This is a genomic window from Sulfurimonas sp. (assembly GCF_041563035.1).
Taxonomy (GTDB): domain Bacteria; phylum Campylobacterota; class Campylobacteria; order Campylobacterales; family Sulfurimonadaceae; genus Sulfurimonas.
The window spans coordinates 20,232-45,611 of the sequence record NZ_JBFFNS010000013.1 but is presented as its reverse complement, the minus strand read 5'-3'; the positions used below and the strand labels follow the sequence as shown (position 1 = coordinate 45,611).

28 protein-coding genes and 1 other RNA gene are annotated in these 25,380 nt (G+C 35.4%); 12 read left to right on the top strand and 17 right to left on the bottom strand.

The window, feature by feature from the left end; genetic code table 11:
* Window positions 1–77 precede the first annotated feature (77 nt).
* A complete protein-coding gene (fliS, locus tag ABZC13_RS09430) occupies window positions 78–452 on the top strand; it encodes a flagellar export chaperone FliS (RefSeq protein WP_373002764.1) in 375 nt (124 codons plus the stop codon).
* Window positions 439–693, top strand: a complete 255-nt coding sequence (locus tag ABZC13_RS09425) for a hypothetical protein (protein ID WP_373002762.1) — start codon at window positions 439–441, stop codon at window positions 691–693. The genes fliS and ABZC13_RS09425 overlap by 14 nt, the downstream gene beginning before the upstream one ends.
* A 6-nt stretch (window positions 694–699) precedes the next feature.
* Here the strand turns inward: ABZC13_RS09425 and ABZC13_RS09420 are convergent, their stop codons facing one another.
* Window positions 700–1,395, bottom strand: coding sequence for an SDR family NAD(P)-dependent oxidoreductase (locus ABZC13_RS09420; protein WP_373002760.1), 696 nt, complete (start codon window positions 1,393–1,395; stop codon window positions 700–702).
* A gap of 32 nt (window positions 1,396–1,427) precedes the next feature.
* Between ABZC13_RS09420 and ABZC13_RS09415 the strand changes: the two genes are divergently transcribed.
* Genes ABZC13_RS09415 through ABZC13_RS09405 form a run of 3 tightly spaced genes read left to right on the top strand, consistent with a single transcriptional unit; the run spans window position 1,428 to window position 4,313 of the window.
* Entirely contained in the window at window positions 1,428–2,255 is an 828-nt protein-coding gene (locus tag ABZC13_RS09415) for an HAD-IIB family hydrolase (RefSeq protein ID WP_373002758.1), read from the top strand.
* Window positions 2,248–3,516 carry a sugar MFS transporter gene (locus ABZC13_RS09410; RefSeq protein WP_373002756.1) on the top strand — a complete coding sequence of 423 codons (1,269 nt, stop codon included), beginning with the start codon at window positions 2,248–2,250 and terminating at the stop codon, window positions 3,514–3,516. The genes ABZC13_RS09415 and ABZC13_RS09410 overlap by 8 nt, the downstream gene beginning before the upstream one ends.
* The gene (locus tag ABZC13_RS09405; protein WP_373002754.1) at window positions 3,510–4,313 is read left to right on the top strand and encodes a D-hexose-6-phosphate mutarotase; all 804 of its coding nucleotides are present in this window, start codon (window positions 3,510–3,512) and stop codon (window positions 4,311–4,313) included. The genes ABZC13_RS09410 and ABZC13_RS09405 overlap by 7 nt, the downstream gene beginning before the upstream one ends.
* Here ABZC13_RS09405 and ABZC13_RS09400 read toward each other — a convergent pair.
* From ABZC13_RS09400 to ABZC13_RS09370, 7 genes are read right to left on the bottom strand one after another with little or no spacing between them, the layout of a single operon-like run.
* Window positions 4,303–5,274 carry a lytic murein transglycosylase gene (locus tag ABZC13_RS09400; RefSeq protein ID WP_373002752.1) on the bottom strand — a complete coding sequence of 324 codons (972 nt, stop codon included), beginning with the start codon at window positions 5,272–5,274 and terminating at the stop codon, window positions 4,303–4,305. The two genes, ABZC13_RS09405 and ABZC13_RS09400, sit on opposite strands and share 11 nt — an antisense overlap.
* Window positions 5,267–5,923 (bottom strand): N-acetylmuramate alpha-1-phosphate uridylyltransferase MurU, encoded by a 657-nt coding sequence (gene murU / locus ABZC13_RS09395; protein ID WP_373002750.1) that lies wholly within the window; start codon window positions 5,921–5,923, stop codon window positions 5,267–5,269. Before murU ends, ABZC13_RS09400 begins: the two co-directional genes overlap by 8 nt.
* A complete protein-coding gene (locus ABZC13_RS09390) occupies window positions 5,920–6,858 on the bottom strand; it encodes an aminoglycoside phosphotransferase family protein (protein WP_373002748.1) in 939 nt (312 codons plus the stop codon). Before ABZC13_RS09390 ends, murU begins: the two co-directional genes overlap by 4 nt.
* The gene (locus ABZC13_RS09385) at window positions 6,851–7,933 is read right to left on the bottom strand and encodes an anhydro-N-acetylmuramic acid kinase (RefSeq protein ID WP_373002746.1); all 1,083 of its coding nucleotides are present in this window, start codon (window positions 7,931–7,933) and stop codon (window positions 6,851–6,853) included. Before ABZC13_RS09385 ends, ABZC13_RS09390 begins: the two co-directional genes overlap by 8 nt.
* On the bottom strand, window positions 7,926–9,404 hold the full coding sequence (locus tag ABZC13_RS09380) for a sodium:solute symporter (protein ID WP_373002745.1): 1,479 nt from the start codon (window positions 9,402–9,404) through the stop codon (window positions 7,926–7,928). Before ABZC13_RS09380 ends, ABZC13_RS09385 begins: the two co-directional genes overlap by 8 nt.
* Window positions 9,405–11,081, bottom strand: coding sequence for a glycoside hydrolase family 3 N-terminal domain-containing protein (locus tag ABZC13_RS09375; RefSeq protein WP_373002743.1), 1,677 nt, complete (start codon window positions 11,079–11,081; stop codon window positions 9,405–9,407).
* A complete protein-coding gene (locus ABZC13_RS09370) occupies window positions 11,081–11,554 on the bottom strand; it encodes a hypothetical protein (protein WP_373002741.1) in 474 nt (157 codons plus the stop codon). The genes ABZC13_RS09375 and ABZC13_RS09370 overlap by 1 nt, the downstream gene beginning before the upstream one ends.
* Before the next feature lie 56 nt (window positions 11,555–11,610).
* Between ABZC13_RS09370 and ABZC13_RS09365 the strand changes: the two genes are divergently transcribed.
* A complete protein-coding gene (locus tag ABZC13_RS09365) occupies window positions 11,611–11,952 on the top strand; it encodes an Hpt domain-containing protein (RefSeq protein ID WP_373002739.1) in 342 nt (113 codons plus the stop codon).
* Window positions 11,953–12,011: 59 nt separating this feature from the next.
* Window positions 12,012–12,109, top strand: an RNA gene (gene ffs, locus ABZC13_RS09360) — signal recognition particle sRNA small type.
* 32 nt (window positions 12,110–12,141) lie between these two features.
* Here ffs and ABZC13_RS09355 read toward each other — a convergent pair.
* Window positions 12,142–12,369 (bottom strand): hypothetical protein, encoded by a 228-nt coding sequence (locus tag ABZC13_RS09355; RefSeq protein ID WP_373002737.1) that lies wholly within the window; start codon window positions 12,367–12,369, stop codon window positions 12,142–12,144.
* Window positions 12,370–12,450: 81 nt separating this feature from the next.
* Between ABZC13_RS09355 and rpmI the strand changes: the two genes are divergently transcribed.
* Together rpmI and rplT are read left to right on the top strand one after the other, a co-directional pair.
* Window positions 12,451–12,642, top strand: coding sequence for a 50S ribosomal protein L35 (rpmI, locus tag ABZC13_RS09350; RefSeq protein WP_373002735.1), 192 nt, complete (start codon window positions 12,451–12,453; stop codon window positions 12,640–12,642).
* Window positions 12,643–12,746: 104 nt separating this feature from the next.
* Entirely contained in the window at window positions 12,747–13,106 is a 360-nt protein-coding gene (gene rplT, locus ABZC13_RS09345; protein WP_373002733.1) for a 50S ribosomal protein L20, read from the top strand.
* A 41-nt stretch (window positions 13,107–13,147) separates the two neighbouring features.
* Here the strand turns inward: rplT and ABZC13_RS09340 are convergent, their stop codons facing one another.
* The 7 genes from ABZC13_RS09340 to ABZC13_RS09310 are packed head-to-tail and all read right to left on the bottom strand — an operon-like array spanning window position 13,148 to window position 20,663.
* Window positions 13,148–14,839, bottom strand: coding sequence for a response regulator (locus ABZC13_RS09340; protein ID WP_373002731.1), 1,692 nt, complete (start codon window positions 14,837–14,839; stop codon window positions 13,148–13,150).
* Window positions 14,840–14,851: 12 nt separating this feature from the next.
* Complete coding sequence (locus ABZC13_RS09335; protein WP_373002729.1) at window positions 14,852–16,828, bottom strand: methyl-accepting chemotaxis protein; 1,977 nt, start codon at window positions 16,826–16,828, stop codon at window positions 14,852–14,854.
* A 1-nt stretch (window position 16,829) separates the two neighbouring features.
* Window positions 16,830–17,117, bottom strand: coding sequence for a hypothetical protein (locus ABZC13_RS09330; protein WP_373002727.1), 288 nt, complete (start codon window positions 17,115–17,117; stop codon window positions 16,830–16,832).
* Window positions 17,118–17,164: 47 nt separating this feature from the next.
* Window positions 17,165–18,352 carry a replication-associated recombination protein A gene (locus tag ABZC13_RS09325; RefSeq protein WP_373002725.1) on the bottom strand — a complete coding sequence of 396 codons (1,188 nt, stop codon included), beginning with the start codon at window positions 18,350–18,352 and terminating at the stop codon, window positions 17,165–17,167.
* Between the two features lies 1 nt (window position 18,353).
* On the bottom strand, window positions 18,354–19,142 hold the full coding sequence (locus ABZC13_RS09320) for a pseudouridine synthase (protein ID WP_373002722.1): 789 nt from the start codon (window positions 19,140–19,142) through the stop codon (window positions 18,354–18,356).
* Window positions 19,142–20,104 (bottom strand): SIS domain-containing protein, encoded by a 963-nt coding sequence (locus tag ABZC13_RS09315; protein WP_373002814.1) that lies wholly within the window; start codon window positions 20,102–20,104, stop codon window positions 19,142–19,144. Before ABZC13_RS09315 ends, ABZC13_RS09320 begins: the two co-directional genes overlap by 1 nt.
* A gap of 55 nt (window positions 20,105–20,159) precedes the next feature.
* Complete coding sequence (locus tag ABZC13_RS09310; protein WP_373002720.1) at window positions 20,160–20,663, bottom strand: heme-binding protein; 504 nt, start codon at window positions 20,661–20,663, stop codon at window positions 20,160–20,162.
* A gap of 126 nt (window positions 20,664–20,789) precedes the next feature.
* Between ABZC13_RS09310 and purN the strand changes: the two genes are divergently transcribed.
* From purN to ABZC13_RS09295, 3 genes are all read left to right on the top strand, one after another.
* Window positions 20,790–21,344: a phosphoribosylglycinamide formyltransferase gene (gene purN / locus ABZC13_RS09305; protein WP_373002718.1), complete on the top strand. Its 555-nt coding sequence runs from the start codon at window positions 20,790–20,792 to the stop codon at window positions 21,342–21,344.
* Between the two features lie 2 nt (window positions 21,345–21,346).
* On the top strand, window positions 21,347–22,708 hold the full coding sequence (locus ABZC13_RS09300) for an NAD(P)H-hydrate dehydratase (RefSeq protein ID WP_373002716.1): 1,362 nt from the start codon (window positions 21,347–21,349) through the stop codon (window positions 22,706–22,708).
* A 100-nt stretch (window positions 22,709–22,808) separates the two neighbouring features.
* Window positions 22,809–23,588 carry a thiazole synthase gene (locus ABZC13_RS09295; protein ID WP_373002714.1) on the top strand — a complete coding sequence of 260 codons (780 nt, stop codon included), beginning with the start codon at window positions 22,809–22,811 and terminating at the stop codon, window positions 23,586–23,588.
* A 136-nt stretch (window positions 23,589–23,724) separates the two neighbouring features.
* Here the strand turns inward: ABZC13_RS09295 and ABZC13_RS09290 are convergent, their stop codons facing one another.
* Window positions 23,725–25,344 (bottom strand): diguanylate cyclase, encoded by a 1,620-nt coding sequence (locus tag ABZC13_RS09290; RefSeq protein ID WP_373002712.1) that lies wholly within the window; start codon window positions 25,342–25,344, stop codon window positions 23,725–23,727.
* Window positions 25,345–25,380: the final 36 nt, after the last annotated feature.

Here is a 25,380-nt window from a genome sequence, read left to right as displayed (position 1 = left end):
TAGCTAAAGATAGTATTTGAAATGTCGATATATTTATCATGAAAGAAATTAGTAAAGATGGTAAAAAAGGATCTAACATGTATGGTAGTAATGCTCATAATATTTATGCACAAAACAATGTAGGAATCGAGTCTCCGGCAAAACTTATAGAGATGCTTTATGAGGGTGTTCTTCGTTTTAATGCACAAGCAAAAAAAGCTATCAAAGATGGTGATATTGAAAAAAGAGTTTATTGGACAAATCGTTCTATAGCTATTATTACCGAGCTTATTTTAGTTTTGGACACTTCCCAAGGTGACGTTGCTACATATTTAGAAGGTCTTTACAACTATCAGATTCAACTTTTAGCATCTGCTGGAGTTGAAAAGAATATTGAACAACTTGATGAGGTTAGTAATGTTTTCAGAGGTCTTTTAGACGCTTGGAGAGAAACTAATAATGTGGCTAACTAAATTAAAAATAGCCATTATTGAAAAAAACACTGACGCTTTAGATGCGCTTTTGGATGATATTCCAGAATTAAGTGAAGCAGAAGAGGTTGAACAGGCAATTTACCTTCTCAAAGAAGCTACCGAGCTTTTATATACACTTCAAGATGAGACGAAAATCTCCATGAATAAAATTAAAAAAAATATAGCTTTTCTTCGATCTACAGAAAGACAAAAAATAAATAAGTTAGATATTAAACTCTAGTCTTAACTATTTACTTTTTTTAGAAATTCCAAATTTCAAACTTCTTATTGTGTAGTCGCTTATGACTGCACCTTTTCTCATAGTGAGAATATGTTCAACAGCATCTGCTATATCAGATGCCAATAGTCTTTCTTCTTCTTTATCGCTTGTGTCAAAACGCAGTTCATCATAAAAAGATGTCTGAGTCATATCCGGATTTATGTTTGTTACGCTAAGTCCGCTCTTTCTGGTCTCTTCAAAAAGAGAATCACTAAAGGCTTTTAAACCAGCTTTTGTGGCACTGTATACACCTGCAAATTTACTCGTTTTGATAGCTTCGATGGAGTTGATATTTATAAGATATCCATCATTTTTCTTCAGAGATCTAAGTAGAGCATTTGTTAGAAGCATCGGCGCTGTCAGGTTCAAAAAAGTCATATCCGTAATAGTCTTTGGACTTAGTTCTTCATGCGGCTCAAACCTTCCAAAACCGGCACAGTTTATTAACATATCAATCTTTTCATCTTTTAAACTGTTGCAGGTTAGAAGTGTTGATTTTTCATCTGATAGATTAGCTTGAAGTGGCGTGAAATGCGGAGTGTTAAACTCCTCATCTGTTATACTTCTACTGATTCCGATAACCTCATAGTGTAGTTCTAGAAGTCTTTTACATATCTCTTTGCCAATCCCACTACTCGCACCGGTAATTATTGCTCTCTTCATCTACTTCTTCCTATTTTGGTTATAATCTCAACATGAAAAATATTTATATTACAGACCTTGACCATACTTTTTTGAAAACTGATTTATCTATTAGTGATTATACTAAAACTATTTGGAATTCAAAATCTACAAACTCTATTTTAAGCGTTGCGACTGCAAGAACATACAAAAAAACAGCACAGTTTTTAGAAAATGTACATATAAATGCTCCCATGATTCTTCTCGATGGTGCATTAGTAGCAACTATGGACAAAAAGATAATTGACACTAAGTTTATAAGTAAGGAGATAGCAGATATTATTATAAATGAAGGTGGAAAGTTTGGTATATATCCATTTGTTTTAGCACTTGCAGATGAGAATCTAAATGAGGCTTTCCTTTATTCAAGCATTTTAAATGAGCACCAAAAAGAAGTACTTACTCGCTACGCAAAAGATGATAACTTGCAGGAGTGCAAAGAAATCAGAGCAATGGATGATAACTTTAAAATAGTCTATATGGGTGAAGAGAAACTGCTTCGTCAGTTAGCAGCTCTTTTAGAGAAAATATTTGGAAATTCTTTAAAGTTTATCCTAGCACCTGAGGCTTATGTCGGCTGCTATTTTTTAACTATTCTTCATAAAGATGCTGACAAAGTTCATGGCATTAGAAGTGTTAGCGAGTACAGCGGGTTTGATCTCTCTAAACTTACTGTATTTGGTGACAATTTTAATGATTTAGGGATGTTTGCATTAGCAGCGACTTCTGTTGCAATGGCGAATGCACAGGTGGAAGTTAAAAATGAGGCTGATATTATTCTACCTCATACAAATGATGAAGACGGAGTTGCTAAATATCTCGAAGGATTAAAATTTGCGTAGAAACCATACTAACTCGTTTGCAATGATAATAATTGGTCTTTTATTTTTTATTTTTGGTTTTGTAACTTGGTTAAATGGTTCACTTATCCCATTTTTAAAAGTCATCTGTGACTTGAATGAGTTTCAAGCTCTCTTTGTAACTTTTGCTTTTTATATAGCTTATACGGTTATGGCTCTGCCGATGTCATTTGTACTTGAACGTACTGGATACAAAAATGGTATGGCCATTGGTCTGGGAGTTATGGTTGTGGGTAGTTTAGTTTTTATCCCTGCCGCTCTTAGTGCTGACTTTTTACTATTTTTAGTGGCACTATTTACTCTTGGAACCGGGCTTACAATACTTCAAACTGCATCTAACCCTTATGTGGTTTTGATTGGACCAATAGAGAGTGCCGCAATGAGAATCTCTATTATGGGATTGATAAATAAAAGTGCAGGAGTCTTAGTTCCACTTCTTTTTACATCTTTAATCCTAGCAGATATTCCATCTCTATCATCTGAGAGTCTTGCGTCTATAGATACAAAAGAGTTAGCGTCTAGGCTTATTATTCCATACATCATCATGGCAGTTGTTTTAACTGGACTGATAGCTTTAGTAAAGTTTTCATCTATTCCAGAGTTGGAGTTTGAAAAAGAGGATTCTTACGATAAAGATACAATTTTTCATTTTCCTCGTGTTGTACTTGGGGCTGTTGCTCTATTTTTTTATGTAGGTATAGAAGTTATAGCCGGTGATACTATCGGTCTTTATGCTCAAGGACTGAATGTTGAAAATGCAACTGCGCTTACATCTTATACGATGGTCTTTATGGTTTTTGGGTATCTAGTCGGAGTTGCCTTTATACCTAAGTTTCTTTCACAAGAAAAAGCACTTATGAGCTCTGCTATTGTGGGGATTTTGTTTTTAATAGGAGTTGCTTACAGTTCGAGCACTTCACATCAAATATCAGAGATCTTATGGGGATGGAGTGGAGTACCTACACTTCCAGATACGGTTACTTTCGTTGCGCTTCTTGGATTTGCCAATGCTCTTGTCTGGCCTACTATCTGGCCTCTGGCATTAGACGGTCTTGGTAAGTACACAGCTCAGGGAAGTGCACTTCTAATCATGGCAATTGCCGGCGGAGCGATACTTCCACTTGCATTTGGTAAAGTCGCTCAAATAAGTGGAGATATGCAGTCATCATATCTAGTTGGCATAGTCTGTTATCTCTTTATACTTATGTATGCAGTTAAATGGCATAAGAAATCATCATGGTAATTGTTGAAATAAACAACGCCTCTGCATCTGCAAAGATCGCACTTCAAGGAGCACATATTTTTCACTACTCTCGTAAAGGTGAAAAACCTCTTTTGTGGCTTAGTGAAATAAGTGATTTTGAAGTGGGCAAAGCCATCCGTGGTGGAATTCCTGTCTGCTGGCCATCTTTTGGAATGAATAACCCAAACTTGCCTCAGCACGGCTTTGCAAGGACAGCGTTGTTTGAACATACAAGTACTAAAGAGTTAGATGCCAACACAACGGAAGTTATACTCATTTTAAAGCACTCAGAAGCGACATTAACTCTATGGCCATACAAGTTTGAACTGGAGTTAAAAGTAACTGTCTCAGACAAGCTTACTATGGAACTTACTACAAAAAACATTGATGATAAAACTTTTAAAATCACACAAGCTCTTCATACTTATTTTCCTGTTTCACATATTTCAGATGCAAAAGTAAAAGGTCTTGATAAAAAACCATTCTTAGATGCTCTTACAAATGAGCAATTAACTCAAAGTGGAGATGTTGTGTTTGAAGAGGAAGTAGATAGAGTTTACCAAGAGGTAAATTCTGAAATCTTACTAACAGATAAAGATAGAACTATCCACATAAACAATGAAGGTTCATCTTCAGTAGTAATCTGGAATCCTTGGATAGAAAAAGGTAAAAGAATGAGTGCTATGAGAGATGAGGCATATAAGGATTTTGTCTGCATCGAATCAGCCAATGCATTTGATGATTTTAGATTAGTAGAACCGGGAAAGACTCATACGCTGAAGGCTACTATTTACTGAGCAAATAGTGTGAGTCGTATGCCAGCCTCATAACCCCGATAGCGTAGTTAGATGAGTTGTTATACCTCATAATCTTTTTAGCATACTCTTTAAAATAATCAAAATCTTTTTTCTTACATGTAAAGCACTTATACTTTTTCCCATGCTTGTTCTCTGTGTAAACAAGTGAAGCATTTTCATATTTGTGCTCATAGTCATACCACTCTGATTCTACTTTTGGCATATTTGGCATCTTGTCCCACTTTATAAGCTCAGAAAAATTCGCTTTTTTATGAAGAAATTTACTGGCAGAGACAATAGCATCTTCCATCTTAGTCAGATCAGCATGTTTAGATTTATAGCCATCTGTATATACAAAACTGTTTGGCATAAACTGAGGAATGCCAACAGCACCGGCATAAGAACTCGGTAGATTACACTGTTCAGGTTCTACCCCTTTTTTATAGCAGTGTGTGATGATGGAGACCATATTGGTTTTACCCATCTTTAGCAGCCACTTTTGGCGTGAAGTTTTTGGATCTGTTCTAACAACGATGGTATTAAATACTATAAAGGCATCATGAGTTGGTTTTATCTTTCCAAGTTTTGTCTCTTTCATTAGTATAGCTGCTATTATCTCACGATTTACACCATACTTTTTCTCGCTGTAGTCATAGACCTCTTTGTATTTTTGTAGATGGAGCACTATTTTTGGAATATGTTTTACCAATACATTATTAGCTTTTTTTTCACTCTTTTTATGAGTCTTTATATGACGAGGTTGAAGATACTTCCAACTTATCTCATCATACTTTTGTGTTTTAAAATAAGAAAGTAAAAATTTGTTCGCATAGTTGTATGAGACACCATTTTTGACAGCCTTTTTACACACATCTATGTAATGCTTGTTTTGAAATTCACAGTTTGTATATTTTGCCGATAGTGTGCTTGCTATTAGTGCAGCTAAAAGTAATTTAATCATTATTTATATCTTTCAATCTTTGTGGTGTACCGATATCATGCCACATATTTTTATATAGTTCACCAGTAACTTTTTTATTTTTTATTTTCTCTCTAAGTAGTGGGGCTAAAGCAGATTTGCCATATTCTAACTCACTAAATAGTTTTGGATTATAGTAGCCTATGCCTGAAAAAGTATATTTTATTTGGTCTTCATTTAAAACGGAAGTTCCATTTAAGCCAAAGTCTCCGTCCAAATTATGCTCAGGATTGGGAACTAAAATAAGATGGGCTAAATTCTCTCCTAGGTCAAAATCAGCATCAAAATCATAGTCACAAAAGACGTCGCCATTAACAACTAAAAAAGGTTCATTACCGAGAAGAGCTAAAGCTTTTACGATTCCACCTGCACTCTCTAAAGCTCCTTCGTCTTGTTCATCAGAGTAAGTTATATTTACTCCATATTTCGAGCCGTCGCCAAGAGCTTCTGGTATTTTATATCCAAGGTGAGCAATATTTATTACTATATCTCTAAAGCCATTCTGTGCAAGCTTTTGTAGATGCCAGACTATAAGAGGTTTTCCTCTAACTTCAAGAAGTGGTTTTGGAAGAGTGTCTGTAAGCGGTCGCATTCTCTCACCACGACCAGCTGCGAGTATCATCGCTTTCATTGAAGTTCTTTTAAAAGTTCTGCCAAATCTTTTGTCTCTTCGTATCTGCTAGCTGCATCTATAGTGTATTTTAGTGTTAGGGGAATATCTTTTAAGTAACCGTCTTTAGAGTCACGCAGGAATAGCCTAGAGAAGATTCCTAGGACTTTTATATGTCGTTGCATTCCCATAAAGTCAAACCATTTTAAAAATTCGCTATTGCTTGCGTCCAAGCCTTTTTTGTCACGAAACTCTAAAACAAGTTTTTCTATCTCTTCTCTTTCATAAGCAATGTAGCAATCTTTTAGAAGCGAGACTAGATCATAAGTAATCGCTCCTCTCATTGCATCTTGATAGTCTATAACACCTATTTTGTCATCCTTTGTCAACATGATATTTCTTGAGTGATAATCACGGTGAACAAAGACGTTTTGTGGCTGAGAAAGAACTACATTTGAGATTGTCTCTAGCGACTTTTCAATGGTCTTTTTCTGAGATTTATTTAGAGTTACTTTTAGGTTCTTCTCTAAGTACCAATCTTTCATCAAATCCATCTCAAAATGTAAAAAAGCTTTGTCGTAAAGTGGTAAATCTTTTGTATCTGCATCTTGCATAGTTATGATTGTATCTATTGCTTTTGAGTAAAGCTCTTTGTAGTTTGTATCATTTAGTATATTTAGATAGTGAATATTCCCAAAATCTTCAATAATCAAAAAACCATCTTTAAGGTTTTTCTCTAAAATCCTAGGAGCATTAACATCTACATCCAAGAGTCTTGAAGTCACATCTATAAAAGGAGCAAGAGAATCTTTTTCCAGTGATGAGTCCATAAGCAGGAGTGTTTTGTTCGCCCCAGACAGCCTATAGTATTTTCTAAAACTTGCATCTGCAGATGCTATGCTTATCTCATAGTCTCTATAGGGAGTAGTACCCAACCACGCTTTTGTCTTATCCATAAATTCCGCCTAAAATAGAGTCTTTTGTAGCACCTGTTACGCTTGAGAGCTCTACAACTTCTCTATGAACTCTTTTGTATGCAAGCCATGCAAATGCCATTGCTTCCATGTAGCTAGAACTTACTTCAAACTCATCACTGACTTTTATATCTGCCTTGCACAGCTCACTTAGTCTTTGCATTAGAAGTGGATTTTGTGCGCCACCACCACAGACTATAAGAAGCTCTGCATCTGTATTGTTGGCATCATTAGCGATACTTTTAGCTGTTAGTTCAAGCAGAGTACGTTGGATGTCTTCTGCTTTTATAGTGTCAAAAAGTGGAAGATGGTTTGCAAGCCAAGTAGCGTTAAAATATTCACGTCCTGTACTCTTTGGAGGAAGTTTGGCAAAGTACTCATCTTTTAAAAAACTATCAAGAAGATCTTCTTTAACTTCTCCTCTAAGAGCAAACTCGGCATTGAGGTCATAACCAATATCTGAATCATTTATACTCCAGTAGTCCATCAGAACATTTCCACAGCCGGTATCCCAGCCTTTTAACGTATCACCCAAAAGGGTGATATTTGCCATTCCACCAATATTTAAAACAGCTGTTTTTTTATCCAGATGCTTAAATACTTCTTGATGAAAAGCGGGAGCAAAAGGTGCACCTTGCCCACCATTTGCCATATCCATTCTTCTAAAGTCCGCTACTACTTGGATGCCAGTTTTTGCACTTACGACATTAGGACACCCAAGTTGCATTGAAAATGGGTTGTCAGCATCTGGAGCGTGCCAGAGTGTTTGACCATGAAGACCTATAGCTTTTATGGTTGAAGGGTCTATTTTTTTATATTTTAAAAATGTGTTTATTATATCTGCAAACATATTTCCAAGCTTGTTATCAATAGTGCCTATTTGCTCTAGTGTAGTGGAGCCGTTTATAACTTTAAGTATTTCAGACTCAAGCTCACCATCGTAGTGATATAGTGCAGAGTCTACAAGAGAGCATTTAGTGCTGTCTATCTCACAAAGAGCTATATCGACACCGTCCATACTTGTCCCTGACATAACACCGATATATAGTTCACTCATTTTTAGCCTTAGAAGATTTTAATTGCATAATCCCAAAAGCAACAATCGTCCCAATGACTATCTGCCATGAAAAACCAAGGCTGATGCCAAAAGTGTAAGGCTGAAGTGAAAGTACGGTTATAAAGCCACCGACAAGCGCAAAAGGAACTAGTTTTGAGTCTCCTCTATTTGTAAATATAGCTGAGAAAAAAACTCCTAAGAGACCAGTATATGCAAAAGCCATAACACCAAGTGCAAAACTGATTAGTGAGAGGTCACTATATCTTTGCCAGAAGTAACTGACAACTGCCATTATAGATAAGACAATTGCAAAAAATACAACTGCTCTTTTTGATGCTTTAACAAAGTGCATCTCATCTATTTTGCCTTGTCTTAGTTTCCAAGGTTTATATAGGTCTTCGATGGCTACAGATGCCATAGCTCCAAGAACCGAGTTTGTACTTGAAAGTGCTGCGGCAATCGCTCCGACAGTTACTAAACCGCGAAGGCCGTCTGGCATCTCATTTAAGATGTAGTACATAAATATAGTGATGTTTTCTCCATCAAAACTTTGTACTACGGATGCTTGATGATAAAAGACAAAGAGTAGGGCACCGATGGCAAGGAAGAGTAAAACTACAGGGATGGTAAGTAAGATGGAGACGATAAGAGACTTTGCAGCTTCTTGTTTATTTTTACAGCTAAGAACTCTTTGAGTCATATCCTGATCCATTCCAAAAGCGGCAATATTTAGAAGCAGCCAACCGCTTAATAGCCCGATGATACTAAACTTCCCATCTAATGAAGTATCAACAAGACGGAGTTTATCGTTCTCGCTTAGCACTTGCATAATGTTTATGCTATCAAGAGAGTAGTATAGATAGATAAGTACTACAATACCTGCTCCGACATAGGTAATGGCTTGAATGATGTCGCTTAAAATGACAGACTTTATACCGCCAAAATATGTATAGACCAAGGCTCCAAGCATCAGTATGATGATAGAGAGTAGAACATTTATGAAGATAATATCTCCAAAGAGAATCATCGAGATTGCTAAAGCACCTATGTAGAGTCTTGCCCCGCTTGCAAGCACCCGACCGATGAGAAACATGATCCCCGCTTGTTTCTTTGCAGACTCGCCGTATCTAGTCTCTAAAAGTTCATAAACGGTAACCGCTCTCATAGCGTAAAACTTAGGGATAAGAACATAGGCCACAAAGATAACAGCGACCAAACCAGAGATATAAAAACCTATAAAGGTAAAATCGTTTTTGTATGAAAACTCAGGTGCTCCTAAAAAGGTTGCGGCTGATTGAGACGTGGCTAAAACAGAGATGGCAACTGCAAACATAGGCATGGAGTTGGCACTTACAAAGTACTCTCTTGAAGTTTTTATTTTTGCCTGAGCTAAAATGTATGAAGTAATGGCGAGAATTAGAAAATAAGCTCCAAAAACAGACCAGTCAAGAGATGAGAAAGCACTTTGCATCTATGGTTTCTTTAGTCCTAATTCTTTAACATTCTTTCTGACCTTATTCATAAACTTCTTTCCAGGATCAGCTTTTTCTGTTCTATACTCTGCATCTTTTTCTAACCAAAGAGCAGACCTTTCCATCTCTTGATATTCATGATGACCGATGAGGTACTCTATGTTTGGATACTTTGCTTTTAAATATTTTACAAGTTTGATATTTGATTCTACTTGCGCAGGAGTTAAATCATCTTTAACATTATCTTCTCCACCAACATTTTCTATACCGATACTTGAGTAGTTAAGTCCTATGACATGTCTCGCCATCCAATTGTCCGGCATTAGCTGATAGATAGTCCCATCACGAGCTACCAAAAAGTGAGAAGATACGTTTAGTGCTCCAGCATCTGCTATATCACCTCTGTCACTGTAGAGTGTGTTTCCTTTTAGTCGTTTAAAGCAATCCTCGAAGTCCATAACAGCAGTCCAGTGTAGAACTATAACCTTGGGGTCTATTGTTATGTCTTTTGTCTCTAGAGCGTAGTGCTGTTTGATGTAAGCTTTAGTCATCTCTATGCGTTCTTCACCAAACTCTATTGGTCGTTGAACTATAGAGTTTTTTGTATGCAAGTTTTCTATTCTTGTGTTTGCTTCTTCAATCCTTTTCTTTGAAATAGATCCACTCTTAACCTGAGAGTAGATTAGTTTAACCAACTCATCTGCATTATTAGATGCTAACTGGTTTCCAAAGAGAAGAATATCTACGCCTGAGTTTATAGCTCTTGTAACTGTCTCTTTTAGAGTGTAATGCTCTGTGATTGCTTTCATCTGCAAATCATCACTTATAAGCACGCCTTTAAAGCCCATCTTTTCTCGAAGGAGTTTAGTATTTATACTATATGAAAGTGTCGCAGGATATTTAGGGTCTAGTGTAGAGTTAAAAACATGAGCACTCATTATCATATCTACTTTGTTTGCATCTATAAGATTTTGATAGGGTATTAACTCTTTTTGAGTCCAAGTGTTTGAGATATCTACAAAACCTTTGTGTGAATCTCCAAGTGATGAACCATGACCTGGGAAATGCTTTAAAACACTTATGACATTATGCTTTGCCTGTGCATCTATCATTATTTTTGCGTATTTAGTTACTTTTTGACCTGAATCTCCAAATGAGCGTTCCAGTTCTGAGATAACTTTGTTTTTAGGATTTATATCCAAATCAACAACAGGAGCAAAGTTACAGTTGATATTATTTTCTTCAAGCATCTGTGATTGTTTGTCATATATATCTTTTGCCTGTCTTGTTGAAAGAAATGAGACCTCTTTTGCAGATGGAAATCTATCAAATCCATAGTAATGTTTTAGTCGTGCTACATTTCCACCCTCTTGATCAACAGATATTAAAAGAGGTTTTCGTGAGAATTTTTGAAGTTTTGAAGTTAGCTCTTGAAGTTGTTTTGGTGAATCTATATTTTTAGTGATGCTTCTTTTTTGATAAAATTTATCAAATAAAATAACTCCACCAAGATCGTATTTCTGCATCTGTTTTACAATTTCAGTGTTTTGATTAACGCTTTGATTCTCAAATCCTATAACAAGCATACGGCCAATCTGTTTTTTTAGTTTCATTTCCTCAGATGTGCTTGCATTTAGAGTTAAAATAGCTAGTAATAGTAAAATGATGTATTTCATTAATTGGCCTTAAAATTTATTTTATTGTTTATATCATCTATAACATTAAATATAAGAGATTTCGTTTTATCTTTGGTTACTTTATGAGGTTCAAAATGATCTGATACGACTTTGAAAATATATTTATTCTCTACATTCTGCACAGCTTTTAAAAACCCCTCAGATTCCATATCTACAAGTTCATACTGACCATGTTCTGAGATTTCAGATACTACGCATGTAAGATTTTCATCTCTTGCATCTATAAGCTCCCCAATAGCAAACTTTTTATCTCCACCACAGATGCCTACATTGATGATTGTATCATTATTACTCATATTAGTTACAGCATCTTTTGTTGCATTAAACATATTCTCAGAGCCTACCCCGCTTACTATTAGAGTGATTTGTGCATTTTGCCTGTTTTTTGGAAGTTTGTATTTATCGACAAAAGCTTGAGCTTCTGATTTTAAAGCACATATTATGTATAACATTTTAGAATCCTGTGTTACAATTGTAGTAAATTATACATAAAGATAGGAAATAAATCATGCCAATTTTAACACCTAACTACTCAACGCTCTTACACGAAGACATGGCAAGTGCAATAGGATTAAAACTAAAACATATACCTATTTTGCTGAGTAGCTTTTTACAAGAGACTCCTCCGATTTTGCAGGCACTTGAAGATGCAATCAACTCAAAAGATTATCCAGCTGTAAAAGCACATGCTCACGCTCTGAAGGGTAGTGCAGGTAATTTAAGGTTTGATGAAATTTATGAGATGTCAAAGGAGCTAGAGTTTGCAGCCTCAGATGCAAATCAAGATTTTCAATACGCGGCATATCTGCAAGCTATAAAAGATGCAGTAGCTACAATACCAACTGTTTAGAGAGTTGTTTACTAAAAGCTTTGCTATTTAAAAAAAATTGGCTATAATTCCACCGCTCTTCTTTAGACCTGTGCAATGATGTTTTAGGACAATGTGTCAGGGTAGGAATACAGCAGCACACCTTGATTCGTCATGTGCCGCAGGTATCTGGAGAAGGGTACTTCTTAAATAAACAATCAAAAATAATTATTAATCTTCTCTATACTTACTTATTCCACATGGCTGATTTGGTTTTGGCGGATTATCTTTTAAGTATGTTAAGTCTTCTAATGTTTGTGTAAGTACTTTCTTCTGTTGAAGTATTGGAAGCATAAGATTATCTTTCTCGTTAAGAGGAATATCCCAATTTAAAAGTATTTTCTGTACTTCATCATCTAGTTCTTTTAGTGCATTATCTATGTGTTTAATTGAATTCATTTGGCTATTGTAGCTAAAATTTAGAAATTTTTGGGTATAATCCCACTCTCAATTTATGAGAATTTTACAAAGGAGTCATCGATGCCAAAAATGAAATCGGTAAAAGGCGCTGTTAAGCGTTTTAAAGTTAAGAAAAACGGTTCTGTTAAACGTGGTACAGCGTACAGAAGTCATATTTTAACTAAACAAGATGCAGGCACTCGTCGTGATCAAAACAGCCCAAAAGTTGTTTCAAAAGCTGACGAAGCAAACATTAAGGCTATGATTAACTAATTTTTATTAGTCAATTATAAATCTCCAATTATTTAATTGGGCAAGACCACCATTGATGTGGCACCTTATCACAAAAAGTGACCGGGTAAAGAAAAAGGAAAAATATGCCAAGAGTAAAAACAGGTGTTGTTCGTAGAAGAAGACACAAAAAGATATTAAAATTAGCAAAAGGTTTCTATAGTGGTCGTCGTAAACACTTTAGAAAAGCTAAAGAACAAATTGAACGTTCATGGGTATATGCTCACCGTGACCGTAAGCAGAAAAAACGTGATTTCCGTAAATTATGGATCGTACGTATTAATGCAGCTTCTCGTTTAAATGGAATGAATTATTCAACTTTCATGAACGGACTTCATAAATCTGGCATCGAGCTTGACCGTAAAATTCTTGCTGACATGGCGATGAATGACGCAGCAGCTTTCACAGCAGTTGCAGAGGCATCTAAAGCAGCACTTAGCAAATAATTTTTGCTAAGTATAAAAACTTCCAACTCTGCGTTGGAAGTCTATATTTTATGTAAAAATAGTACTGAATTCCCTTTAGTATTGTAGTAAATCCCCAACGAAGAACTTCTAGATACAAAAACACCTCTTCCATTAAAAGACTTAGCATTTCTAAATATTTCACTTAGTATTTGAGTGTCAAAACCTTCACCATCATCTTCGATTCTAGTGATTATGTAGTTTGCATCTTTGTAGGTTATCTTATTTATTATGACATGTATCTGTTTGTTACAGTTCTCTTGCTGTTTTTGTAGAGTCTCTAGATATGTGTCTTCTTCTATAAGTCTGTGCTTGGTCTGTGAGTCAAGCCCTAGATTGCCATGCTCAAAAGCATTCATAAAAAGCTCTGTAAAAACAATTCCTGCACTGTAAACCATCTTTACATTATCTGTTAAAGTTTCCCAAACATTTGTGTTCCACTCATTTGCATTGTCAATTTCTTCCATGTTAGTATCAAAACTCTTCTCTGCAATAATAGTATTGACTAGATCAAGTTTGTTGATAAAAATAAATGTAATATCATCTTCAGCTTTGTCTATTTTCCAAAGAAGTCTCTCTCTCATTCCATCTTTTGTAAAAGAGTCTAAGAAATCCTCTTCTATATAGTCGATGTAGAGTTTATCTTTGAATCTTGTAGGGTTCTCGACCATACCGTCACTGTAAAAAAGAAATTTATTTATCTGCGAAGTATCATAATTTGATATAGTAAAGTCTCTCATATATTTACTAATAGGGCCATTGTTAGATTTAATTTTTATTACTTCATCATCTTTGTTTTGCAGTAGTATTGCCGGCATCGCAAATTTAGCGTATTGCATCTTTGAATTCATACAATCAAGTAGTATATAGTCTATTGATAGAGCTTCTTCATCAAGTAAAATAGGTTTAATGTATTCTAATGACTCATATATGAGTCTATGCAAGTCAAAATTATCTAAGTAGTGCATTTTGTCAATGATATGATTTATAAAAGATGTAACAAGCATTGAGCTTAGGGACGCGGATAGACCTTTTCCCATTCCATCAACTATAAGATAAAATGTTTTGTGTTTGTCTATTCTTCTTGCACTGTATGCATCTCCGCTTAAAATGTCCAGAGGCTGATATGAAAAATCTACGAGAGCAGTACATGTTGTGTCTATCATCTGATAATAGAAGTCATTTCTAAGAATATTTAACTCTTTTGCAAATGCTAAATCTTCTTGATAAGAACTGTATTTATCTTTTTCTTCCAACTCTTGAAGCTTAGTGTTTTTCTGATCTTCCAGGTATCTATTGGCAATTACTAATTTTGAAACTGACTCAAGCGCATTGATAACTTCTTTTTCGACGATTGGTTTTTTTATGAAGTTGTTGACGTGAAGTTGTAGAGCTTTTACAATTATATCTATATCTGTAATAGCACTAACTAGGATGATAGGGATATCTTTATTTGATATTCTAATCCTCTTTATCATATCTAAACCATTTAGTTTCGGCATGGAGTAGTCAGTAAGTATAAGATCTATATTATTTGCGAGATACTTTTCATATCCATCTTCGCCATCTTTGGCAAAGATTATCTTTTTAACAATGTTTTCAAATATAGATTCGTATAAAATTTGGGTGGTAGGGTCATCTTCAACACATAAAAGTGTTAAAGATTTCATATGTTGTAAAATATTGTTGTCTATCTCAGTAAGTTCTTTTATCATATATTAGTTTTACTATACTCTGAACTTACTAAGCTCATTTTGCAGTCTATCTGAATCGCTTGAAAGCTTATTAACACTGCTCTCCACTTTAGTTCTGTGTTGTATATTTTCATTTGACAATTCTATAATCTCATCCATATTAGCAATCAACTCTTTTGTTTTTGTTGCAATGTATGTACTTTGATGCATAACATCTGTTGATTTGTCAGTAGTAATTGATAGGTTTTCTTTAGTCTCTTGTGAGTCAGAAATAAGCTCTTGAGCAGAACCTGAAATATTTTGCATATTTCTTGATGTTTTATCAGTTTCTTCAGATATCTCAACAACATTTTGAGTGATAAGATTAACATTCGCACTGATTTCGCTAAGTGATTTTTGCGTTCTCTCAGCAAGTTTTCTTACTTCATCGGCAACAACGGCAAAGCCACGTCCATGCTCACCAGCACGAGCTGCTTCTATAGCAGCATTAAGGGCGAGTAGATTAGTCTGGTCTGCAATATCAGAGATAATAGCAAGTACATCTTTAATATTTTTAGCTTGTTCCGTAAGTGAAGATACCTTTTGAACTAAGTCCTGTTGATGCTCGCTTCCTTCATCAATCGCCTGCACAACAGAGTCTAGTTTTGATACAAAGCTATCTAGTACGTTAAATGTTTTATTTAAATCTTCTGTTACAGTGATAGAAGCTTCTTCAACTGCGTCAAGTCTTTCTCCAACTTCAGAAACAAGAACATTTATATTTGTGATTTTAGCGTCTGCTATTTCACCGTTTTTAGTTAGGTCTTCAACAACGTTATGTAGTTTTTGACTCTCAGTTGTTGTAGCAGCTGATACATCTTTTGCTTGGTGTACACTTGCTTTAAAAGCAATTATCATAACGTTAATTGCTTTGGAAATCTGAGATATCTCATCTTTTCCTTCAACTATAATGTCACAAGTCAAATCAAGGTTATCAGAAACACAGCTGATTTTTTCTAGAGAGCTTCTAACACTTACATTGATTCCTTTAGATATAAAGAAGATAATAATAAATATAACTATTGCAAAGGCGCTGTAACTAGCAAGCGTAATAGTTGTGCCTATTTTTGAAGAAGATTCTACTTCTTCTAGTAATGCAGTATTTTGTTTTGCAAGTTCATCATCAACTTGTTTTAGAAGATTGATTTTTTTAGTGATAGTTTGAAACCAGACAACACTGTCGATTCCAAATCCACCTTCTGAAGCTTTAGCTCTTGCTATATCTCTCATACCGTTTACTTCAGCAATAACAGGTGCATTCATCTTAGATTTGTAAAATGCTTTAGAACTCTCTGTAGCCATTGCTAAAAATGAGTCCATGTAAGCGTCTTGTTCAGCAACAAGAGTTATCCATTTTGAAAACATTCCAGGACCAAATTTGTCTGCTCCAAATGTTCCACTCAGCACAGCTCTCTCGATACCAGCTCTCTCTTTTGATTTTAAAAAGTTAGTATAAGCGTCTAGTGACTTTACAAGTTCTTGAGTATCAGCAAGTTTAGCAGTAAGAGCAACTATGTTTAAGATCTTTTTATTCATCTTTGTGTAGTAAGTCACTTCATCTTTTACACTTATGCTTAGTGTGTCTACTTTTGAGCGGATATCATTTATTTTACTCATATCAAGGTTGAATGCCGCTATTTCCGACTGTAGTTCTTGTGGAAATGAACCTAAGTCAAGAGTTGAAGTATAAGTTAGAAGTTCTGTGTTTCTTTTTGTTGTTAGAACTCTTTGCTTTGGTAAAATATCTGCAAACTTTGCACCCTTGGAACCAAGAAAACCAGCACTAGCTCCTCTTTCTTTTTGAGTCTCATGAATTAACAGTGATAATTTTTGAGAAAGTACATTTAACTCTTTTGCCTGAGATATGACAGATCTGTCATGAAATGCTTTGTTCGTAGTAATTGCAATAATTATCAGTGCGAAAGAGACAACTATTGTCGCAATTAGATTTAGTTTGAATTTTATACTCATTCTATGCCTTCCTTGCCTTAAAAGTAGATGCTAGATTTAGGTCAGTAAGCAGATGCATAAGTTGATCATTACCTATACGCATCTCTATATTTATATTGTCTTTTAAAATAAGTTTGTTGAAATATCCAATTACAGAAGACGTAATAGAAAGAGAATCTATTATATTTATAGTTATGCTTTTATGCTGAGTTACTACACTATCAATTAGGTTTTTAATTTCAGAAAAATTATTAATACTTTTTATATTTCCTGTGATGTTGATAGTGTTCGAAGATGATGTGATTTCCATAGGTAGAACTCCTTGTTATTATACTGCATAGTTTATAATGTTAATGATTAATCTTTTATAAAACCCTTGATGTTTAGCATCCATTCTTTCATCTTTTTCTCATAGCCAATCTCTTTTAACTCTACAAATTTCAATGGCTTTGAGAGATAAGTTTGTTTTATATAACCACCAAAATCATGAGGATATAGATAATTCTCATTTCTTTGTGTTATATTTGTTGGAATATCTAGCATTATTCCGTCATTAACTGCTTTGAGTGCTGAGTTTATAGCTAAGTATGCTGAGTTTGATTTTGGAGATGCACAGAGATATATTACAGCTTGAGCTAAAATAATTCTAGCTTCAGGGTAACCTATTTTTGAGACACTTGTTAGCGCAGAAGTTGTTAGTGTTAGGGCCTGCGGATTTGCATTTCCTACATCTTCGCTGGCTAAAATGACAAGTCTTCTTGCAATAAAGTCAGCACTCTCTCCTCCATCTATAAGACGTGCAAGATAGTAAATAGCTGCATCCGCATCTGAGCCTCTTATTGATTTAATAAGAGCACTAGCAAGATCATAGTGAACACCTGCCTCACTGCTTCCTGCACTAAGAGCATTTGGTCGAAGGGATTTTAAGATCTCAAGAGTGATTATCGTATCGATATTAGATGCAAATTCTAGAAGCTTTAGCATCGCTCTTGCGTCTCCTCCACTACTGGCAATAAGATACTCTTTTGCGTCTTCCTCAACTGCTAAATTAGCATGTTCTATAGCTTTTTGTAAGAGAGTTGATAGTGCTTCGTTATTAATATGCTTTAATTCAAAAAGCATAGATCGTGAACGGATTGCTGAAGTCAGAGAGAAGAATGGGTTTTCAGTAGAAGCACCGATAACTAAAACAGAGTTGTTTTCCATCACAGGAAGTAGGACTTCTTGTTGGTTCTTTGCAAGTCTATGTACCTCATCTATAAAAAGTAGGGGTTTTTGTAGAGTGTTTTTGTATTGGTCAAATATTTTACGAAGTTGTTCTATTTTGATAGAAGTTGCATTGAACTCATAAAATGGCAAGTCCATAGTTTTAGCGATTATTCTAGCTATGGAAGTTTTTCCACAACCTGCAGGACCATAGAAAAAACTATGTCCCAATGCAAATTTTTCACATAAAATTCTTAGTGGAGAATTTTGAGAGCTTAAGTGTTCTTGGCCTACTAAGTCATCAAACGCAGTTGGTCTGAGAAGATGTGTAAAGTCCAAGCTATTTTTTCCCTTTCTCTCTTGCTAACTTTTCTTCAGCTTTCATGAAAGTAAATAGAGCAGAATATTCACTTCTGCTTAAAAATCTAGTTTTTCCTGTAGGAAGGTTATTTAGCTCAACTTCTGCAAAACTGATACGTTTAAGGTCAGCCACTTCAGTACCGAAGTGTGCAAAAAATCTTCTGATTTCTCTATTTTTACCCTCAGAAATTGCTATTTTTAGGATTGAGTAGTTATGCTCATTTTTTTGAATTTTGTAACCTAGAAAAGGTGAAAAAGTCATAGAAGTTACTTTTGAGTGAGAGTGCCCACCGGCAGTTGCATCCATAAGCTCTAAACCGTTCATCATAGCAGCTTCCATCTCAGGAGTTACTTCGCCTTTAATCTTTACTTTGTAAATTCTCTCAAGGTTCGAGTCCATTAGTGCAGTTGCTATTTTTGAAGCATCTGTTAATAGTAAAACACCTTCAGTTGCGTAATCAAGTCTGCCAACAGGGATGAAGTGTTTGTATTTGCTCTCTAAACCATCATATATAGTTCTTCTACCTCTAGGATCAGTCTTTGTTACCAACTCTCCTTTTGGTTTGTTGTAAACTATAACCGTATATTTGTCTCTTGGAGTAATTTGCTTTCCGCTAACATAAACTATGTCATCTTTTTCGTCTACCTGAGTTGCAGGATTATCCTGAATCTCTCCATTTATTCTTACATAACCATCTAAGATAGCTTTATCCGCTTCACGACGAGAGTAGCTTGAATGGTGTGCTATGTACTTGTTTAATCGCATCATTATGATATGCCTTTTTCAATCAGCGTATGAATGTGTAGTACGCCTTTTATCTTTTTATTTTTGTCTGTTACTACTAAAAGTTGTATCTTCATCTCTTCGATGATCACAAGTGCTTCACTTGCAAGAATATTTTCATCATCTAAAGTTCTTGGATTTTGAGTTGCATATTTTAAAACATTGTCTTCAAGTGAAAAGTCATCTTGCAAAAGAGCACGACGGATATCACCGTCACTAACAAGAGCTATCAGGCAGTTGTCTTCATCTGCTACAAGAACCGTACCTAAACGACCTTCGCTGATTTTAACAATCGCATCTTTTACTTTTGTATCTTTTGAGACTATTGGCAAGTTGTCTTTTTTCATAAGATCACTTACCTTTACAAACAGCATTTTACCTAAGGCACCACCAGGGTGAAAAGAAGCAAAGTCGCTCTTTTTAAAGTCTCTTGCCTTCATCAGACAAACTGCCAAAGCATCGCCCAGTGCTAAAGTAAGTGTAGTAGAACTTGTAGGTGCTATATCAAGCGGACAAGCCTCTTTTTCTACAATAACATCAATAACCACATCGCTATATTTTCCCAGCGTCGAGTTTTGATTTCTTGTCATTCCGATAAGAGGTGTTTTAAATCTTTTGATATGAGGTAAAATAGAACTGAGTTCTTCACTTTCTCCGCTGTAACTTATTGCAATAACTACGTCATTTTCACTAATCATACCTAAGTCACCATGCAGTGCTTCAGTAGGGTGGAGGAAAAAACTTGGAGTTCCGGTTGACGCGAAAGTAGCTGCCATTTTGGCACCTATAAGTCCGCTTTTACCAACACCGGTAACTATAAGCTTTCCTTTACATGCAAGAATCATTTCAACGGCTTTGTCAAAGACATCGCCCATGTTTTGTGATGCTAAAAGTAGTGTCTGTGCTTCAATATTTAAAGTTTCTTGTGCAATCTCTTTATAATTCATAACGTGATTATATCGTTTTTTGCTTATATTGGCATTTTGTAAACAGATAGCTATTTTAGTCGCCATCATTCATTGAAGCAAAAGCAAGTCTTTCTTCAAGTGATTTAAGTGCTTCTTGTGCACAAGCAGCATCTATGTCCCCACCTGGAGCACCGCTGACACCGACTGCACCAAGTATTATATCTCCTGACTTAACAGCTACTCCTCCGCGCATCATTATCAAGCCACTTATGTTATTAAGTTCATTACGAATATCACTACGGGCAGGAACAAAATCAGAGCTGTTAATTCCTGACATAATTACAAGATTTGCTTTTTGTTCGGCAATCTCCATTGTAAAACGAGCTGCATGAGTATCACGTAGAGTCACTTGAACATTTGCACTTCTGTCAACTACAACTGCACTAACCCAGTAGCCTTTTTTACGGCAACTCTCTACTGACTTCTTAGCGACTTCCATCGCTAACTCCATACTCATTCGTTCAATCTTAACAATATCCGCACCAAATAGAGCAGATACGCTTATAAGTAAAATCAAGATTACCTTTGTAGCTTTCATATTATTCCTTCTGTTTTATAATAATTTTCAATAATTGTACAGCTTTTTTATTAACTTTTTCTGTATGAATTTTTAGAATCCAAAAAACTTGTTTTTTTTCTTATCTTCATTGGATATAATTCGCGTATGAAAAAGATAGTATTATTATTTAGCGGTGATGGTTTTAATGCCCAAAACATCGTGAAAGAACTGCATAACAAAGAGTGTTATGTAGTGTGTGGAATTACAAATAAAAGAGATGCAAAAGGTCTTGATAAACTCAAAGAGTTATCAATAAAAACAGATGTATTGGAGCATACAAATTTTAACTCAAGAGAAGATTTTGATGCCGAACTTGTAAAACTTGTAAACTCTTATGAGCCTGACTTGGTAGTTTTGAGTGGATTTATGAGAATTTTGAGTGATGTTTTTACGTCAAATATGAAAGCTATAAACCTGCATCCATCTCTGCTTCCAAAGTTCAAAGGTGCAAAAGCCATAGAGAGAAGTTTTGAGAGTGGGGACGCAGAGTGTGGAGTAAGTGTTCACTATGTAAGCAGTGAGCTTGACGGTGGTGAAGTCATCTTGCAAAAGAGTTTTCTCAGAGTAGAAAATGAGACATTAGAGAGTTTTTCTGCTAAAATCAAGAATATTGAATATGAAATAATGCCACAGGCTATAGTGAGTGTTTTAGAGGATTAAAGATGCAAAAGTTGTTTGAAGAAGTAGGTTCACTAGATAGAAGGTGTTACGAAGAGTTTGAACTGACAGAAGATGTTTTGATGGAACATGCTGCTAATGGTATGGCTTCTTATATTAGAGAGAACTTTGCAAAAAACTCAAAAGTAACTGTTGTCTGTGGAAGCGGTAACAATGGTGCAGATGGTATTGCCTGTGCAAGACTTCTTCATGGTGATTTCGATGTTAGCATCTACTACGCAAAAGAGCCAAAATCAAAAATGGCACTTCTTCAACAAAAACGTTCACGTGCTATAGGTGTAAAAGAGTTTACTGAGATAGTTGCATCTGATGTTTTGATAGATGCTATTGTCGGTACTGGTTTTAGTGGTGAATTCAGTACAGATTTAAAAGAACTAGTAAAAAAATTAAATAGCTTAGATTCTTTTAAAATAGCTTGTGATGTTCCATCTTCGGGTTTTTATGCGGATGTTACTTTAACTATGGGTGCTTTAAAAAAGTCTATGTTTTTAGATGAAGCTAAAGAGTTTGTAGGAAAGATCGAAGTTTTAGATCTCGGGATCAGTAGAGATATTTATGAGCGTTATACAAACTGGAATCTATTAGATGAAAAAGATTTAAAACTTCCAACAAGAGCACTTAAAAACACTCATAAAGGTAGTTTTGGGCACTTGGGTTTAGCTTGTGGAAGTAAGAGTGGTGCGAGCATCTTAAGTGCTAGAGCTGCTCTTAGGTTTGGATCAGGACTTGTTACTCTTGTGGGTTATGAAAATGAGCAGATACCTCACAGTATTATGTACTCTCATGAACTCCCTCATAATACAACAGCTTTAGCTATTGGTATGGGACTAGGCGATGAGTTTAGCGATAAAGAGTTAGATAAATTTTTAAATAATTCTCTGCCTCTTATCGCAGATGCTGATATCTTTCATATGCCTATAATCATAGAGATTTTAAAAAGAAAAAATGTTGTTTTAACTCCACATGCAAAAGAGTTTGTAGCTCTTTTAAAACGTACTGAGCTTGCAGATCTAAGTGTTGAAGAGTTACAAAAAGACCGCTTTAAATACGTAGAGATTTTTACTAAAGCTTATCCTGAAAGCACACTTCTTTTAAAAGGTGCAAATGTAATCATCGCTAAAAATGGTGAGTTTTTCATAAATCCTCATGGTACATCCGCTCTTGCAAAAGGTGGAAGTGGAGATGTACTAAGTGGGCTTATAGGAGCACTTTTAGCACAAGGTTATGAGCCTCTCGAAGCAGCGATAAATGCTTCTCTTGCACACACTAGATTAGCACAAAGTTACAAGGGTGCTGATTTTTCTCTTACGCCGGATGATTTGATTAATGGAATTGGCAACTTATAAGATAGCTTATGATATAAATCAATCATTAATAATAAACAGCACAAAAGTGCTGTGGCAATATGCTAAGTAAAAAGAAGTGTAAAATTAAGGAATATAAGAAATGGATAATATCTTAAAAATTGGAAAATATGAACTAGGTTCTCGCCTGATTGTTGGTAGTGGAAAATATGATTCTTTTGAAACTACAAAAGAAGCAACTCTTGCATCTGGAAGTGAACTAATCACCGTTGCTGTTCGTCGTTTGAATATTACAGATCCTGATAAAGAAAATCTTCGTGATACATTTGCTGGAACAAATGTAAAATTTTTGCCAAACTCTGCAGGATGTGTTACGGCTGAAGAAGCTATTACAACATTTCGTTTGATGCGTGAGGCTACGGGGATTGATCTTATTAAACTAGAAGTTATCGGAGATACTCAAAAAACTCTTTACCCTGATGTCTTAGAGACTATCAAAGCTTGTGAGATCTTAGCAAAAGACGGTTTTACTATTATGTCTTATACTTCTGATGATCCGATTATGGCAAAAAGACTTGAAGATGCAGGTTCTCATGCAATCATGCCTTTAGCTGCTCCAATTGGTTCAGGTCTTGGTATTCAAAACCCTTACAACATAGTTTTCATTCGTGAAGCTGTAAGTGTACCTGTAATCGTAGATGCTGGAATCGGCTGTGCTTCAGATGCAGCTTATGCGATGGAGTTAGGCGCAGCAGGTGTTTTAACGAACACTGCAATAGCTCAAGCTCAAAACCCTATGATTATGGCTCAGGCTATGAAACATGCAGTTCAGGCCGGTCGTATGTCTTATCTCTCCGGTAGAATACCTAAGCGTCCATATGCTACAGCATCTTCTCCAATCGATGGAATGATACAATTCTAGTCCGCTAAAGGAACAAAGTCCCTTTAGCTTCGTTTGGGACACTGTGCCCACTCATCGTGGAGAATGCCATTGGTTAGCATTCCTAAAAGATTAACTCCTTTGGAGTTAGAGTTTATTCCTTTTGAGTCATTAGAGGCTATTTAATAACTACTCTGTTCCTACCGCTTTCTTTTGCTTCATAAAGTGCTTTGTCAACTCTTTTAATAAATGTTTCTTCACTTTCATTATTCATATACTCTGTAACACCAAGTGATATCGTTAACTTTCCAACGATAGCAAAAGTGTACTCTTCTACGGTAGCTCTGAGTTTTTCTGCGAGGATTGAGGCGTGAGCAGTATCCGTAGATTGTAAAGTAATCATAAACTCTTCTCCACCCCATCTGGCTGCTATATCACTTGCTCTAGTGCTGGAACTGATAATATTCGCGATATCAATTAGTACTTTGTCTCCAACATCATGTCCATAGGTGTCATTTACATCTTTAAAATGGTCTATATCAATAAAAATTATGGAGAGAGGTGATGAAATAGTACTTGAGAGTGCCATCTCTTTCTCTAAAACATCGTTTAGCTTACTTCTGTTAAATAGTTTTGTTAAAACATCGGTTGAAGCCATATGCTCAAGTTCTTTAATCTTTACATACTCATTTGTTATTTCGTCGAAAGTTACTAGATATAGTACTTTATCATCTGTTTTTATATCTTTAGCATAAGGTCTGAAGTACCTATGTTCTCCATCTTTTTCTATACGAACTTTTAGCTTTTGAGAGTCTTGTTCTCTTCTTACATATTCAATCCAGTGAACACCATCATTGTATGTTTGGATGAAACTATTGTTGTCTTCTACTTTCTCAAACATATCAGACAGGTATTCATGCTTTTCTCTAAACTCTTCGATAGATGTATACCCGGCAAACTCAAGTATAGTTTTGTTAGCATAGATAATATTCTTTCCATCAGCAAGCACAATAAAGCTGGCATCTGTGTCAATAATCTGCTGTAGAAGTTGTTTAGTAGACTCTATCTCTTTTGTTCTGCGGTTAACTTCACTTTGTAGTTTTTCACTGTGTTTTAATTGTTTATATATTAGTAGCATGATGCTCAGTAGGAAAAATAGTACAAATATTTTTAAAATTATTGCTCTATTTTTTATAGAAGCCGTAACAGTTTTAAACTCTGTAGTACTTAAACTGACACTAATACCACCTCTTACATCACCGAGTTTATAGCCTTGATGTTCGTGACATGGAAGACAGGCTTTAGTGGTGACTAATGCTCCCATATATTCAAAATCGGATTCTTCATTTATTTCGTAGTACTCTTTTTCTCCTGTTCTATCAATATACTTTAATGCTCTTTCTTCAAATGGGGTTGCTTTGTTATTTGGATTTATTGGTATAAGGCTTGTTATGCGGAAGTGAAAATCTTTAATGTCTGCTATTTCTGATAGTTGTCTAGTTAACCATGCTGGGTTTACTTTAAAAAGTGTCAGATTTTCATCTACATACAGAGTGTTGTCGGGAAGATACTGGTTAGGTTTTTCACCCTCTAGAGGCTTGATATAGACTCCACCGTATTTTGCAACCCATTTCCTAGTATTTACTTGGTCTTGAAAGTGTGTTTGGGCTTGATTCACGAGTATCTGTTTTTGTAGCTCCACCCCTTTTTCGCTAAAAATATCGATAGGGTAGAATAGAGAAAATACTGATATGATAAAAAGAGCAACAAGTGCCATATATTTGTTAAAATTACTCATTAGACTAATTTTAACAAATAGTTAAATCACTTCTTC

Bases quoted from the DNA above. Each gene is read 5' to 3' on its own strand.
- murU (WP_373002750.1), bottom strand. From the start codon at position 5,923: ATGAAAGCGATGATACTCGCAGCTGGTCGTGGTGAGAGAATGCGACCG.
- purN (WP_373002718.1), top strand. From the start codon at position 20,790: ATGAAAAAGATAGTATTATTATTTAGCGGTGATGGTTTTAATGCCCAA.
- fliS (WP_373002764.1), top strand. From the start codon at position 78: ATGTATGGTAGTAATGCTCATAATATTTATGCACAAAACAATGTAGGA.
- ABZC13_RS09425 (WP_373002762.1), top strand. From the start codon at position 439: ATGTGGCTAACTAAATTAAAAATAGCCATTATTGAAAAAAACACTGAC.
- ABZC13_RS09385 (WP_373002746.1), bottom strand. From the start codon at position 7,933: ATGAGTGAACTATATATCGGTGTTATGTCAGGGACAAGTATGGACGGT.
- ABZC13_RS09420 (WP_373002760.1), bottom strand. From the start codon at position 1,395: ATGAAGAGAGCAATAATTACCGGTGCGAGTAGTGGGATTGGCAAAGAG.
- ABZC13_RS09365 (WP_373002739.1), top strand. From the start codon at position 11,611: ATGCCAATTTTAACACCTAACTACTCAACGCTCTTACACGAAGACATG.
- ABZC13_RS09340 (WP_373002731.1), bottom strand. From the start codon at position 14,839: ATGATAAAAGAACTTACTGAGATAGACAACAATATTTTACAACATATG.
- rplT (WP_373002733.1), top strand. From the start codon at position 12,747: ATGCCAAGAGTAAAAACAGGTGTTGTTCGTAGAAGAAGACACAAAAAG.
- ABZC13_RS09405 (WP_373002754.1), top strand. From the start codon at position 3,510: ATGGTAATTGTTGAAATAAACAACGCCTCTGCATCTGCAAAGATCGCA.
- ABZC13_RS09330 (WP_373002727.1), bottom strand. From the start codon at position 17,117: ATGGAAATCACATCATCTTCGAACACTATCAACATCACAGGAAATATA.
- ABZC13_RS09355 (WP_373002737.1), bottom strand. From the start codon at position 12,369: ATGAATTCAATTAAACACATAGATAATGCACTAAAAGAACTAGATGAT.
- ABZC13_RS09290 (WP_373002712.1), bottom strand. From the start codon at position 25,344: ATGAGTAATTTTAACAAATATATGGCACTTGTTGCTCTTTTTATCATA.
- ABZC13_RS09415 (WP_373002758.1), top strand. From the start codon at position 1,428: ATGAAAAATATTTATATTACAGACCTTGACCATACTTTTTTGAAAACT.
- ABZC13_RS09370 (WP_373002741.1), bottom strand. From the start codon at position 11,554: ATGTTATACATAATATGTGCTTTAAAATCAGAAGCTCAAGCTTTTGTC.
- ABZC13_RS09315 (WP_373002814.1), bottom strand. From the start codon at position 20,104: ATGAATTATAAAGAGATTGCACAAGAAACTTTAAATATTGAAGCACAG.
- ABZC13_RS09310 (WP_373002720.1), bottom strand. From the start codon at position 20,663: ATGAAAGCTACAAAGGTAATCTTGATTTTACTTATAAGCGTATCTGCT.
- ABZC13_RS09380 (WP_373002745.1), bottom strand. From the start codon at position 9,404: ATGCAAAGTGCTTTCTCATCTCTTGACTGGTCTGTTTTTGGAGCTTAT.
- ABZC13_RS09375 (WP_373002743.1), bottom strand. From the start codon at position 11,081: ATGAAATACATCATTTTACTATTACTAGCTATTTTAACTCTAAATGCA.
- ABZC13_RS09320 (WP_373002722.1), bottom strand. From the start codon at position 19,142: ATGATGCGATTAAACAAGTACATAGCACACCATTCAAGCTACTCTCGT.
- rpmI (WP_373002735.1), top strand. From the start codon at position 12,451: ATGCCAAAAATGAAATCGGTAAAAGGCGCTGTTAAGCGTTTTAAAGTT.
- ABZC13_RS09335 (WP_373002729.1), bottom strand. From the start codon at position 16,828: ATGAGTATAAAATTCAAACTAAATCTAATTGCGACAATAGTTGTCTCT.
- ABZC13_RS09300 (WP_373002716.1), top strand. From the start codon at position 21,347: ATGCAAAAGTTGTTTGAAGAAGTAGGTTCACTAGATAGAAGGTGTTAC.
- ABZC13_RS09295 (WP_373002714.1), top strand. From the start codon at position 22,809: ATGGATAATATCTTAAAAATTGGAAAATATGAACTAGGTTCTCGCCTG.
- ABZC13_RS09390 (WP_373002748.1), bottom strand. From the start codon at position 6,858: ATGGATAAGACAAAAGCGTGGTTGGGTACTACTCCCTATAGAGACTAT.
- ABZC13_RS09400 (WP_373002752.1), bottom strand. From the start codon at position 5,274: ATGATTAAATTACTTTTAGCTGCACTAATAGCAAGCACACTATCGGCA.